Annotated in this window: 9 protein-coding genes; 8 read left to right on the top strand and 1 reads right to left on the bottom strand. The window is 41.2% G+C overall.

Annotation, left to right across the window (positions count from 1 at the left end; translation table 11 throughout):
• Positions 1-94: 94 nt before the first annotated feature.
• The 4 genes from P4S65_RS19160 (at position 95) to P4S65_RS19175 (ending at position 5,368) form a co-directional block, all read left to right on the top strand.
• Positions 95-583 carry a (2Fe-2S)-binding protein gene (locus P4S65_RS19160; protein ID WP_007375515.1) on the top strand — a complete coding sequence of 163 codons (489 nt, stop codon included), beginning with the start codon at positions 95-97 and terminating at the stop codon, positions 581-583.
• 12 nt (positions 584-595) lie between these two features.
• Positions 596-2,887 carry a xanthine dehydrogenase family protein molybdopterin-binding subunit gene (locus tag P4S65_RS19165; protein WP_096794510.1) on the top strand — a complete coding sequence of 764 codons (2,292 nt, stop codon included), beginning with the start codon at positions 596-598 and terminating at the stop codon, positions 2,885-2,887.
• Positions 2,888-2,982: 95 nt separating this feature from the next.
• Positions 2,983-3,954, top strand: coding sequence for a GTP 3',8-cyclase MoaA (gene moaA / locus P4S65_RS19170; RefSeq protein ID WP_007375513.1), 972 nt, complete (start codon positions 2,983-2,985; stop codon positions 3,952-3,954).
• A 415-nt stretch (positions 3,955-4,369) separates the two neighbouring features.
• Positions 4,370-5,368: a GGDEF domain-containing protein gene (locus tag P4S65_RS19175; protein ID WP_033015114.1), complete on the top strand. Its 999-nt coding sequence runs from the start codon at positions 4,370-4,372 to the stop codon at positions 5,366-5,368.
• A 30-nt stretch (positions 5,369-5,398) separates the two neighbouring features.
• On the opposite strand, the gene P4S65_RS19180 is transcribed toward P4S65_RS19175, so the two are convergent.
• Positions 5,399-6,337: a LysR family transcriptional regulator gene (locus P4S65_RS19180; RefSeq protein WP_008134313.1), complete on the bottom strand. Its 939-nt coding sequence runs from the start codon at positions 6,335-6,337 to the stop codon at positions 5,399-5,401.
• A 119-nt stretch (positions 6,338-6,456) separates the two neighbouring features.
• Here P4S65_RS19180 and P4S65_RS19185 point away from each other — a divergent pair, with 119 nt between their 5' ends.
• Genes P4S65_RS19185 through P4S65_RS19200 form a run of 4 tightly spaced genes read left to right on the top strand, consistent with a single transcriptional unit; the run spans position 6,457 to position 13,232 of the window.
• Positions 6,457-7,626 (top strand): efflux RND transporter periplasmic adaptor subunit, encoded by a 1,170-nt coding sequence (locus P4S65_RS19185; protein WP_096794513.1) that lies wholly within the window; start codon positions 6,457-6,459, stop codon positions 7,624-7,626.
• Between the two features lie 9 nt (positions 7,627-7,635).
• Positions 7,636-10,788, top strand: coding sequence for an efflux RND transporter permease subunit (locus P4S65_RS19190; protein ID WP_007375508.1), 3,153 nt, complete (start codon positions 7,636-7,638; stop codon positions 10,786-10,788).
• Positions 10,781-12,193 (top strand): TolC family protein, encoded by a 1,413-nt coding sequence (locus P4S65_RS19195; RefSeq protein ID WP_337120917.1) that lies wholly within the window; start codon positions 10,781-10,783, stop codon positions 12,191-12,193. The genes P4S65_RS19190 and P4S65_RS19195 overlap by 8 nt, the downstream gene beginning before the upstream one ends.
• A 10-nt stretch (positions 12,194-12,203) precedes the next feature.
• Complete coding sequence (locus P4S65_RS19200) at positions 12,204-13,232, top strand: zinc-binding dehydrogenase (RefSeq protein ID WP_008134310.1); 1,029 nt, start codon at positions 12,204-12,206, stop codon at positions 13,230-13,232.
• Positions 13,233-13,484: the final 252 nt, after the last annotated feature.

Below are 13,484 nucleotides of genomic sequence, written 5' to 3' on the forward strand. Positions count from 1 at the left end.
GTCAGTAATTACATTTTTTAATAGTTATAGTAACTCTTTAAGCTATACGAATAACTTAAAGAGTTACTATAAAAGCTTAATCAAGGGGCAAGCTATGGTGACGTTTACAATTAATGGCAAGGTGATTGAATCACACGCAAGTGAAGATACACCGTTGTTATGGGTTATTCGTGATGAAATTGGACTAAAAGGGACAAAATTTGGTTGTGGTATTGGGATGTGTGGTGCGTGTACTGTGCACTTAGATGGACAAGCTACGCGTTCGTGCTTGTTGCCTGTAGGCGCTATTGCGGGCAAAAAAATTACTACCATCGAAGGATTAAATAACGAACACCCACTGCAAAAGGCATGGGTTGACGAACAAGTCCCACAATGTGGTTACTGCCAATCGGGCCAGATAATGCAAGCAGCTACATTACTGGCAACGAACCCAAATCCCTCTGAAGACGAAATAGCCAACTATATGAACGGCAACTATTGCCGTTGTATGGCATACAAACGCATTAAAACAGCGATTCAACGAGCGGCTGATGAGTCACAAAGTGTTGTCAATATTTTTGATCCAAACGCACAAGACGCTTAACTGGAGCTAATAATGAAAAAATTATTTCAAAAAAATAGTGAAACCGTTAATTTAAACCGCCGTTCGTTCATGATTGGTACTGCAAGCGCAGGTTTGGTTATGGCGTTTGCTCCAGCATTTTTTTCGGGCTCGCTAAGCGCTAAAGAATCAATAGCTCAGCAAGCATTCTCTCCTACAATTTGGTGGACAATGAACACCGAAGGTGGCGTCGAAGTAAGCATTGCAAAGGCTGAAATGGGTCAACATATAGGCACTGCATTAGCGCGTATAGTTGCAGATGAGCTGGAATGTGATTGGGAAAAAGTATCAATTACGTATGTAGATACCCATGAAAAATGGGGTTATATGGTAACTGGCGGTTCGTGGTCGGTTTTTCAAAGCTTTAAACCACTCTCCCAAGCAGGTGCCGCTGGTAGAATTGCGCTAATAGAAGCAGGCGCAAAAATGCTGGGTGTGGCTGTGGATACATGCCACGCTGAAAAAGGGTATATAATCTCTGGCGATAAATCTGTTAGTTATGCTGATTTAGTTAAAAAAGATGAGTTTAATCGTACTTTTACAAGTGAAGAAGTTGCTACTTTACCACTAAAACCTGCCAATAAACGCCATTTAACAGGGCTTAAACAAGATTTTAAAGCGCTTGATATACCAGCTAAAACCAATGGTACTGCTGTGTATGGTATTGACGTAGAAGTTGAGGGGATGCTCTATGCTCGTCCAGTAATTCCGCCAACACGGTTTGGCAGTAAAGTGATAAGTGTTGATGACACAGCAGCAAAAGCTATTAAAGGGTACAAAGGTTATGAGATTTTAACCGACCCAAGTAATACGGTAGAAGGGTGGGTTGTTGTACTTGCTGATAACTACCCTAGTGCCATTAAAGCGGTTGATGTACTAAAGGTTAAGTATAAAAAAGGTAACGCAGCAAACGTAACTGAGTCTGATATTCAAAAAGAGGGTATACGTTTGTGTGAGCAAACCGATTCAGGCACTTTATTTGTTGATGAAGGCAATATTAAGAAAACGCAAAACGATGCCAAAGAATTACTTGAATCAATGTATACCACAGCGACCGCTAGCCATTACCAATTAGAGCCTTTAAATGCCCTTGCTCAGTATAAAGATGGAAATTGGATTATCCATACCGGTAATCAATGGCAGTCGCTAACACTACCTGCGATAGCTAAAGCACTTGAAGTAGCGCAAGAGAAAGTCATTATTCGCCCTTATTATTTAGGTGGTGGCTTTGGTCGTAGATTATTTGGTGATTGGACTGTACCCGCAGCCCTTACAGCTAAAGCAGTAGGCAAACCTGTAAAACTTGTATTTACTCGCGCTGATGACAGCTTATTTGACCAATCACGCTCAGCTTCTGTTGCAAAAATGACGGCATCGTTTGATAAAAACGGCGTTTTCACGGGCTTAGAACATGCTTTTGCTGCGGGTTGGCCAACCAAGGCAATGGCACCGGGATTTTTATCCCCAGGTGTTGATGGAAAAGGCAAGTTTGACGCGTTTTCTGCATCGGGTGCCGATCATTGGTATAGCATGAACAGCCATCGCGCAAGAGCCATTAATAATGAGCTTGTACAAAGCACATTCATTCCAGGATGGTTACGCTCGGTTGGGCCTGGTTGGATTGCGTGGAGCCTTGAATCGTTCATTGACGAGGTTGCACACAAACAGGGGAAAGATCCTGTTGCTTTTCGCCTTGAAATGCTAGATGCAAAAGGCAAGCAAGCAGGTAAAGCACCAGAGAGTATCGGCGGGGCAGCACGCTTGCATAACGTACTTACAAAAGTATCTGAAAAAGTAGCCAATATTAAGTTAGGTGAAAGTGAAGGTATCGGCTTTTCAGCGAGCTCAGGGCAAGAACGTACAATGCCTGCATGGATTGCTACAGCGGCACATGTGCATGTAAATCGTGGTAATGGAAAAATTACCCTTAAAAAGCTGTATATTGTTGTTGATGCAGGTTTAATAGTTCATCCTGATGGCGCGTTAGCGCAATTAGAGGGGTCTGCACTTTGGGGAACGAGCCTTGCGTTGCATGAATCAAATACGTATCAAAACGGACAGGTTTCAGCGACCAACTTTAATACTTACTTACCACTTAGAATGAAAGATGTACCGGATATGGATATTGAATTTATAAAAAGTGACGAGTTTCCGGTTGGTTTAGGTGAGCCGGGCGTTATTGGTATCGCCCCCGCGATTGGTAATGCCGTGTTTAATGCGGTTGGCGTTCGTTTACGAAACCTACCTATGAAACCAGATGAGCTTAAAAAGGGCTTGTCAACATAAAACAGTAAAAGCAGTATATGTGTAAGAGGTTTGTATTTTAATGCGACCTCTTTAACATGTAATAAATATACTTAAGTTATACCCAAGGTTTAGTTATGTTAGTCGATCCAGCAGGACGAGAATTTAGTTACTTACGTTTATCAATTACCGACGTGTGTAATTTTAAGTGTGTTTATTGTTTACCAAATGGTTATCAATGTGACCACGACCGAGACTTTCTTTCGCTTAACGAAATAAGTAATACAATTAAAGCATTTGCTCATCATGGTATTAAAAAGGTACGTATTACCGGCGGGGAGCCAACGCTTCGAAAAGACTTTATAGATGTCATCCGCGCAGCAAAAGACACAACCGGTATAAGTCAAATCGCCGCGACCACAAATGGTTTTTCTTTACAAAAAAACATTAATGATTGGGTAAATGCCGGCTTAAGTGCCATTAATGTGAGTATTGATAGCTTTGATCCACGTATGTTCAACTCAATTACAGGGCACGATAAATTTGCGTCTGTGATGCGTGGTATAGATGCAGCGGTTGATAGCGGTATTTCGTCAGTAAAAATAAATAGTGTACTGATGAGACAATATAACGCCTCAGAGCTAGACACCTTTTTAAGTTGGCTTAAACACCGACCTGTCACTATTCGTTTTATTGAATTGATGCAGACAAACGATAATAAAGATTTTTTTGATGCAAACCATCTCTCAGGTGAATCAATAAAAACCAAGTTATTGCAAAAAGGGTGGCAACGTATCATTCAAGGTGCTTCAGCGGGCCCTGCGCAAGAGTTTTCGCACCCAGATTATCAAGGTAATATTGGCTTAATAATGCCCTATAGCAACGACTTTTGTAGTACCTGCAATAGATTAAGGGTGTCTTCGTTAGGTAATTTACATTTGTGTTTATTCTCTGAAGAGGGCATCTCTCTAAGAGAGCATATGAACAGCGATTCAAACGAAGCGTTAATCGCATTGTTATCGCGCTATATTAAAACTAAAAAGCCATCCCACTTATTGCAACAAGGTAATACGGGTATTACGACTAATTTATCGATGTTGGGTGGCTAGCTGATTTTTTAAGTATAAATAAGCCCGCAGCAATAAAGTGTTTTTTTATTACTATGGAAGGGCGATTTAATCGCAGGGTGAAGTTTGCGAATTTGGTAACAGTTTCTGCGTTACTTTCCTTGTTACATCTATGTATGCAACAAGAAATAAATGGCTCTTAGGATGAGCCAACTGGCTGCGCGTGTTTGGTATTTATGTTGCGGTATCGCCTATTGATGGGGAATAACCACACTACATAGGCTCTGCCTTGCCTAAAAACCAAACACACTGCTGCAAATTCACCCACCAAAGGTCAACACGCCCTAACTTAACTTACTAAAAACAGTACTAATACTCAGAATTTTATATTTGTAAAGCTTGTTATCTCTATTTTTCACGTTAAACTGGATTTTTACTTCATTATTAAGTTTTATGAATGGATATCGCAGCTCTTAATAGTACTAAAGTTCTGAGATGGAATGTACTTAGGTGGATGTGCTTCTGCTTTGGCAGCTTATCTGCAATCTTTTCTGCCTTTAATTTAACAGTAAACAACTTTTATACACTTGGTTATTTAGAAATATGTTTTTCTTTATATTGTTTGTACACTTTTATTCGCTTAGGTAAACAAGCTCTTCAAGTTTGGCAATCGATTGTAATGTGCGCGCTTATTACATTAATAGTGGTGTTTGGAACTTACATAGCAACGCCTAAAAATGGTGTATTCATTTGGTCATTTGCGCTCCCCATTTTATATTATCTTCTGCTTGGTAAATACCCAGGGGTAATTTTATCAGCGTCCTTACTTAGTCTGCAAAGTATTATCTTATTCGAAAAGTCGCCATTGCTCCCCTTTACCACATTTAATCTAAGCTTAAATTTATCACTCACGTACATAAGTATATGGGCAGTATCACATATTTTTGAAGTGAGTAGGGCACATTCTTCTAAACGATTAAAAAACTTAGCATTACTTGATCCATTAACAGGAGCAGGCAATCGACTTTCAATGAGCCATTATTTTGAAGTGGAACTACAAGATAAATCTCAACTTTTTTTGTTTTTATTAGATTTAGATTTTTTCAAACAAGTGAATGATAAATATGGTCACGATGTTGGCGATAAAGTACTCGTAGAAATTGCTGCATTGTTAAGAGTGACTCTCGCTAAAGGGTATGTATTTAGAGTCGGAGGCGAGGAGTTTGCACTTCTTAGCTCATTCAAAAACGCTGATGATGCGTTTGCCGCTGCAGAAAAGCTAAGATCGATAGTTGAAACCACTAATATAGACATCGACGGTAAAGTGATTAATTTAACCATCAGTATTGGGGTAACTGAATACAAAAATGGTCAAACTCTTCTTGAATTTGTGAACTTAGCAGATAAAGAACTCTATAAAGCAAAACGCCTTGGGCGCAATAAAGTATATGGTTAACGTATTGAAGAAAACTCTACTCAACTTGGTTTAATACATTTGTTCAAAGTTAGGAATGCCATTTTCCCAAATTGGTTTATCTTTTCCTAAGTACTCTCGGACCGCATCAAAAAACAATCGCGTTCGCACAGGTAAGTCACGATGTGGGTAAACAGCATACATAGCACTGTATTCCATCAATTTTATATCCGTTAAGAGCGGAATTAATTTACCATCTGTGATTTCATTGCCAATTATAAATGCGGGTGCTACAAAATAGGCCGTGCCTGAAATTGCTTTCATTAGGAGTACTTCCGCATCGTTTGCACGATATACGCTCTTTATTTTTTGCTCACAAGGCTCACCTTTACTATTGTAGTAATCGACTCCTTCAACCCTTATAGAATTGCTAGCATAGCTTGCTGCGGGCAAATCGGCTAAATCTTCCATTGTTTTAGGCATCCCATAAGTCTCTATAAACTCAGGTGCTGCGACAATCAATAGTCGGTTACGCGCAATTTTACGAGCAATAAGCGATGAATCTTTTGGCTCGCCAACTCTAAATGCTAAATCAAAGCCTTCGGACACAATATCAACGAGCCTATCATCTAAGCGAAGTTCTACCTCAACCTGAGGAAAGCGTTTTTGAAAATTATTCAGTACCGGTTGCAAGTAACGGCGTCCGATCAAGGTTGATGATGTGATTTTTAATACGCCTCGGGGCTCTAAATGGTAGTTTTCAGCCATGCGCACTGTTTCACCAAGCAGCTCTCTTAGCTCAGCGGCTTTTTTTATCATTTCTGCGCCTGCAGCAGTGAGTGAAAATGAGCGAGTCGTGCGATTAAGTAGCCTAACGCCGAGTTCGTCTTCTAAGCGACTAATTTGCTTAGAAATAACAGAACGGTCAATGTTACGAATTTCAGCCGCTTTGGCAAAAGAGCCTTGTTCTACCACCTCAAGCAACATCAAAAGCCGACTTGTCGTATCCATTATTACATCCTAATCAATTTATTGATGCCATTTTGGCACTAATGAATTTAAAAATCTATGCTTTTTGTCCGCAAGCTTAATACGTACTATGCAACACTAATTATAAAAGGAGCGTCTTCATGAAAAAACATTTAATTGCTGCTGCACTCGCTGGCGCATTATTAACACTTGCGGGTTGTGCTGACGAAAGCACACCACCTTCAGCTCAGGCGCAACATCTTCAACCAATTGATGTTGCAACGGTACTTGTTAAACCAGTACAGAATTGGCACACCTATACAACGCGTTTAGAGTCTCCTCAAGAAGTGGCATTAATGCCGCGTGTGTCAGGTGTTATTGATCACATTGCATTTAATGAAGGCGACAATGTTAAAAAGGGCGACCTATTATTTAAGTTAGATGACCGCCCATTTGCGGCTGTGGTAGCAAGCCTTGAAGCACAAATTAACAGTGCACAAGCTGCATTAGAACAAGCAAAAAGTGAAGCTAAACGCGCGGTACGTTTAACACAGCGTAAAGCAATCTCTACTGAGCAGGCTGAATCTCGTACATCTGTTTTACGCCAACGTGAAGCACAGCTTGTTGCTTTGCAAGCACAGCTTACATCAGCCGAACTAGATTTAGAATTCACTTCAATTGTATCGCCAATTGATGGTGTTATTTCGCGTGCAAACATTACTAGAGGTAATAATATTATTGCGGGTCAAAGTGTATTAACAAGCATTGTTTCTAACGAAAAAATGTATGCATACTTTGATATTGATGAACGCACTTGGAATAGTGCTTTTAGTAATGTAACAGCCGCTAGCCGCCAGCCTGTTGTTATGCAAAAAGTAGGGCAACACGACTTTGCATACAAAGGGTATATCAACTTTATTGATAACCAAATTAATGCCTCTACGGGTACTTTGCGTGTGCGCGCTGTATTTGACGAAGATAATAACCAACTTCGTTCAGGGTCATTTGCGCGTATTAAATTAGCGGCTAATTCAATTAGTGAACAAATTATTGTGCCAGACAGAGCAATCGGCACTGATTTAAAAAATCGCTTTGTATTAACCGTTGGCGAAAACAACGTATTGCAGTACAAATTAGTCACTGTGGGTGAGCGTTATGGTTCGCTTCGCGCAGTAACATCGGGTTTGTCTGAAGGTGATGTGATTGCCGTAAATGGTCCAGCTCGCGTAGGCCCTGGTATGCCAATTGCACCAAACACAGTGACAATAGACAGCAGTGATGTTGCATTCACACTCTCTAATGACGAATCACGCTTAGTGGCTAAGCAATAAGGTTTATTGATGAAATTTTCACACTTTTTTATTCAACGGCCGATATTTGCGGCTATGTTGTCTTTAGTTATTTTAATTGCAGGTGGCATTTCTTTATTTCAGCTACCGGTCAGTGAATATCCAGAAGTTGTTCCACCAACAGTAGTTGTAACAGCAAGTTACCCCGGTGCTAACCCAACGGTTATTGCTCAAACAGTGGCAACACCACTGGAGCAAGAAATAAACGGCACTGAAAACATGTTGTACATGTTTTCACAAGCAACCAGCGATGGGCGTATGACCCTAACGGTAACATTTGCATTGGGTACCGATTTAGACCGTGCTCAAGTACAAGTACAAAACCGTGTAAACAGTGCATTGCCGCGTTTGCCAGAAGAAGTACAACGTTTAGGCGTGGTAGCCGAAAAGTCATCACCGGATCTAACCATGGTGGTGCATTTATATTCGCCAGAAAAAACACACGATACCGCGTATTTATCTAACTATGCCGATTTGTATGTTAAAGACGAAATTGCACGACTACCTGGTGTAGGCGACATTCGCTTATTTGGTGCGGGCAAATACTCAATGCGGGTATGGTTAAACCCAGATGCATTAGCAGCACGTGAGCTAACAGCAACCGATGTTGTAACTGCGCTTCGTTCGCAAAACCAACAAGTGGCCGCAGGTAGCTTAGGTGCTCAGCCGGTATCAAACGACAGCCAATTCCAAATACTATTAAACGTGAAAGGGCGTTTAAATAGTATTGAAGAGTTTGAACAAGTAATTATTAAAGTAGGCGATGAAGGTCAGTTAACACGTTTATCTGATATTGCACGTGTTGAATTAGGGCAAGATACTTACTCACTGCGCGCAGAGTTAGACACTCAACCAGCGCTCGCAATGCCTATATTTCAGCGCCCAGGTTCTAATGCTATTGAGCTTTCGGATCAAGTGCGCGAAACCATGGCGCGTTTATCAAAAGATTTTCCAGAAGGGGTTAAATACGACATTGTTTACGATCCTACTGTATTTGTACGCGGCTCGATTGACGCAGTAATTGCAACGTTACTTGAAGCCATTGTACTGGTTGTAATTGTAGTTATTGTATTTTTACAAACATGGCGTGCGTCTATTATCCCGCTTATTGCTGTGCCTATTTCACTTATTGGTACGTTTGCTGTTATGCAGTGGTTGGGTGTGTCGATTAATACCTTATCGTTATTTGGCTTAGTACTTGCCATCGGTATTGTTGTAGATGATGCGATTGTAGTTGTAGAAAACGTTGAACGTAATATTGAGCAAGGTTTATCACCACTTGAAGCCACCCGCGTTGCTATGAACGAAGTAACTGGCCCTATTATTGCTATTGCATTGGTATTAAGTGCAGTATTTATTCCAACCGCCTTTATTACAGGTTTGTCTGGTCAGTTTTATAAGCAATTTGCACTTACAATTACAATTTCGACTATTATCTCAGCGTTTAATTCATTAACACTTTCACCTGCATTAGCAGCGCTGTTATTAAAATCGCACGATGCAAAACCAGATGCATTTACACGTTTACTAAATAAATTATTTGGTCGTTGGTTATTTAAACCATTCAACCGCATATTTGACCGTGGCGCAAAGGGCTACGAAAAATTGGTTAAAAAGCTAATTCGCCTAAGCCTAATTGCTATGGTGGCCTATGTTGCACTGGTTGGCGGTACAATTAAACTGTTTGATACCGTACCTGGTGGCTTTATTCCACAACAAGATAAGCAATACTTAGTGGCGATTGCTCAGTTACCAGACGCAGCAAGCCTTGACCGCACTGAAGATGTATTAAGACAGATGCAGCAAATTGCCTTAGATGTGCCGGGTGTTGCGCATACGGTTGCTTTTCCTGGCCTATCTGTTAATGGTTTTACTAACAGCCCTAACAGCGGCATAGTTTTTACCCCTTTAGATGCGTTTGAAGACCGCGCCGATCCAAGTAAATCAGCTATGGCAATTGCCGCGCAGCTAAACCAACGGTTTGCCGCAATTGATGAAGCATTTGTCGCGGTATTCCCACCACCGCCAATTCAAGGTTTAGGCACAACAGGTGGCTTTAAGTTGCAAATTGAAGACCGATCAAACAAAGGATTCGAAGCGTTATTTAATAGCCTGCAAACGGTTATTGGTAAAGCACAGCAAGATCCTGCGTTAATGGGGCTTTACTCAAGTTTTCGTATTCAAGTACCACAAATGGATATAGATGTAGACCGCGAACAAGCACTAATTCAGGGTATTCCACTTGATGAAGTATTTAATGCATTACAAATTTACTTGGGTTCGGTGTATGTAAATGACTTTAACTTGTTTGGTCGTACGTACCAGGTAAATGCGCAAGCAGATGCTGATTACCGTTTAGACCCTGACCAAATCCTTAATTTAAAAGTAAGAAACCGCGCGGGTAACATGGTGCCATTAGGTTCAGTATTAACGGTTACACCAACAATTGGTCCTGACCGTGTAATGCATTACAACGGCTACCCAAGTGCAGAACTTAACGGCAGCCCAGCGCCGGGTTACAGCTCAGATCAAGCACAGCTGGCGATTGAAGCAATCCTTGCTGATAACTTGCCAAGTGGTATTGAATACGAGTGGACTGAGGTTACTTACCAACAAGTACTTGCGGGTAATACCATGGTGTATGTATTCCCACTGGTAGTGCTACTGGTATTTATGGTACTTGCTGCTCAGTATGAAAGCTTGCGTTTACCATTGGCTATTATTTTAATCGTGCCAATGACCATATTTTCAGCGTTACTTGGTGTGTGGTTTGTAGGTTCAGACAACAATATATTTACGCAAATAGCATTAATCGTATTAGTTGCCTTGGCATCCAAAAATGCGATTCTTATGATTGAATTTGCGAAAGATCAAAATGAGACTGGATTATCACATTTTGATGCCATATTAGCGGCGTGTCGTATGCGCCTGCGCCCAATATTAATGACCTCAATTGCGTTTACAGCTGGTGTTATACCGCTTGTATTGGCAACCGGCGCAGGAGCCGAAATGCGCCATGCAATGGGTAATGCCGTGTTCTCAGGCATGATTGGTGTAACCGTGTTTGGCTTATTGTTTACACCGGTATTTTATATGCTTGTAGTAAATAAAAAAGAAAAAGCGCAGGAGTTACCACATGAATAAGTTAGCAAATAAAACGCTAAAAACACGCTTAACAATAAGTACTGTATTGGTGGCTGCGTTTTTATCAGGCTGTGCGAGCAAAATAGATACGCTCAGTGAGCAAAACGCAATTAATGAGTTTGTTGCAAAAGCAGCCGTTGCTGAGCAGCTTACTGGCGCTGACGAAACAAGCTGGTGGAAAAGGCTTGAATCAAGCCAATTGAATCAGCTGGTAACTCAGGCACTTGCAAATAACTACGATTTAAAAACTAGCCAATTAATGCTTAAAAGTGCGCTCGCACGATTAGGTGAGCAAAAAGCACAATACCTGCCGCAAGGTGGTGCTGAAATTAGTGCTCAGCGCAGTGGCCTAGGCGATGTAAATAGCCGCCAATCAAGTGCTAATTTAGCGCTTGACTGGCAACTTGATTTGTTTGGGCGCATTACAGCATTGGTTGATGCGGCAAATGCATCGGCTATGAGCCAAGCAGAGCAAGTACGTTTACTTCAGATTGAAGTAGTCTCGTCGGTTGTTAAAGGGTTTGTAAGCTATCAGGGTAATGTTGAAAAACAACACATTGTAGCGCTGCAAATAGAAGCGCTTGAACAAAGCATAGACGTACTACAAGCTCGCGTTGATGAAGGTGTTGCAAGCGAACTTGATTTAAATCGTACTATGGCGCAGCTTAGACAGCAGCAAGCACTTGTTCCTGCTTTTGAATATGCAAAATATCGCGACCTGTCAACGCTTGCCGTGCTTACTGGGCATTTAACGCAAAACGTTGAATTAAGTAATGAACAAGCTATTTTAGAGCATGAGTTTGAGGTGTCTCTTAATGAGCCAAATAACGCAATTGCACTAAGACCCGATATTAGCCGTGCGCTTTATGAATTTAGCCAAGCTAACAGTTTAAGTGTTGCCGCAAGCAAAGCGTTATTGCCAGATATAAGTTTAAGTGGTTTTGCTGGAGTACTTAGTTTAGGTAGTAATGGCTTTAGTGATACACAACAACAGTGGCAAGTAGCGCCGCAGTTACAGTGGTCTATTTTAAGTTATCCTGCGCTTTTAGCGCAGCGTGACGCGCAAAAGTTTTTAAGTGAGGCCGCTTACAGCGATTATCAACAAGTGGTGTTAAGTGCACTAAGTGAAAGTGAACTTTCACTGCAATTGTTGGTCAATCAAGCACAGCAAAAACGCTTTGCCGATGAGCGTTATGACTTTGCTAATAAAGCATTTTTACAAGCACAGGCAATGTACGAAGAAGGGCAAATTCCTTATCTTGAGTTGTTAGATGCGCGTCAGGATGTTTTAATAGCGCAAGAGAACGCTGTCGATTCAAAAATTTCATCGCTACTCGCTAAAGTTAATGCTTATCAGTCATTTAACGGGCGATGGAGTTATGCTTTAAGCAACACTAAGAAGTAGAGTTATATTGATGCCTAATACTGATGTTACACATGAATACACTATACCGCACACTATGCGCGCCATTGTATTACCAGAGCCAAACGAAGAAATTAGCTTGGCTGACGTTCAATTGCCTGTCCCAGAGTGTGCAGACAACGAATTGCTTATTAAAGTTGAATACGTTGGCTTAAATCCTGTTGATGGGCAATTTGCCAAATCGGGTTTTTGTAATTGGCAATACCCCCATGTTTTAGGTCTTGACGCCGTGGGAGTGGTGGTAAAAGCAAATAAAGGCGTTTTTCCTAGCGTGGGTGAGCGGGTCATGTGGCATGCCAGTGTGGGTGGTCAAGGTGTATTGAGTGAATACACAAAAGTACCTAACTACGCAGTATCGGTATTACCAGCAGGGTTAAGCCCTGCGGTAGCCGCTATTTTGCCTTGTGCCGGTATGGCTGCACTTATAAGCATAGACAAATTAAGTATTAACGAAGGCGACACTGTACTTATCGAAGGTGGTGCGGGGGCCGTAGGGCAGTTTGCTATTCAGTATGCTAAGCAGCGGGGGGCAAACGTTTTTGCAACTGCATCGAAAAGAAACCATAAACTGGTTAAGCAGTTAGGTGCTGAGGTGGTTTTTGATTACAACGATAAAAAGTTGTGTGACAAAATTCGCAGAGAGCTCGGCCCACAAGGTTTTGATGCCGTTATAGATACAATTGGTGGTGAGTCAACAGCTCGTAATATTGAGTTAATGCGTTTTTGCGGCAAAATTGCATGCCTAAATCCATTGCCATGCTTTGATCAGGACCTAATGTATCGCAGAGCGCCCAATATTAGCGTGGTATCGCTTGGTGGTGCATGGCTTGCTAATAGTTTATGTGCACAACAGCGTTTAAGCTTTATGGGTAACTTATTGCTAGAAGGCGCGTGTAATGGCGATATTAAAACGCCTGCACTCACCGCAGTTGAGTTTAATGCACAGGCTGTGTCTGATGCGCTTAATAAGCAATTAGCGGGTGGCTTTACGGGTAAACAAGTTGTTCATGTAGCACCATAAGCATACGTCACTTTAAAAAACGCAGCATTTTATGCTGCGTTTTTTTATGCCTATTTTATGTATTTGGCATCCCACCAAATCGTATTTTTATTTATTAACCTGAACTCTGGTTAAGAGGTTTACTAACATATTGAATCATGGTGATATTTAAATTTATTTTCTCTAGCCAGAGATTTTCAATGAAAACAAGGCGAATTTACGCGTCAATAGCTGGCCTATTGCAAGTGAATTCAACGCAGTTAGCACTGAAAA

The sequence above is a fragment of the Pseudoalteromonas sp. B131b genome, assembly GCF_037162545.1.
GTDB classification, from domain to species: Bacteria; Pseudomonadota; Gammaproteobacteria; order Enterobacterales; family Alteromonadaceae; genus Pseudoalteromonas; species Pseudoalteromonas fuliginea.

Excerpts from the sequence above, each read along its gene's own strand:
- P4S65_RS19190 (WP_007375508.1), top strand. The coding sequence starts at position 7,636 with ATGAAATTTTCACACTTTTTTATTCAACGGCCGATATTTGCGGCTATG.
- P4S65_RS19185 (WP_096794513.1), top strand. The coding sequence starts at position 6,457 with ATGAAAAAACATTTAATTGCTGCTGCACTCGCTGGCGCATTATTAACA.
- P4S65_RS19200 (WP_008134310.1), top strand. The coding sequence starts at position 12,204 with ATGCCTAATACTGATGTTACACATGAATACACTATACCGCACACTATG.
- moaA (WP_007375513.1), top strand. The coding sequence starts at position 2,983 with ATGTTAGTCGATCCAGCAGGACGAGAATTTAGTTACTTACGTTTATCA.
- P4S65_RS19165 (WP_096794510.1), top strand. The coding sequence starts at position 596 with ATGAAAAAATTATTTCAAAAAAATAGTGAAACCGTTAATTTAAACCGC.
- P4S65_RS19195 (WP_337120917.1), top strand. The coding sequence starts at position 10,781 with ATGAATAAGTTAGCAAATAAAACGCTAAAAACACGCTTAACAATAAGT.
- P4S65_RS19175 (WP_033015114.1), top strand. The coding sequence starts at position 4,370 with ATGGATATCGCAGCTCTTAATAGTACTAAAGTTCTGAGATGGAATGTA.
- P4S65_RS19160 (WP_007375515.1), top strand. The coding sequence starts at position 95 with ATGGTGACGTTTACAATTAATGGCAAGGTGATTGAATCACACGCAAGT.
- P4S65_RS19180 (WP_008134313.1), bottom strand. The coding sequence starts at position 6,337 with ATGGATACGACAAGTCGGCTTTTGATGTTGCTTGAGGTGGTAGAACAA.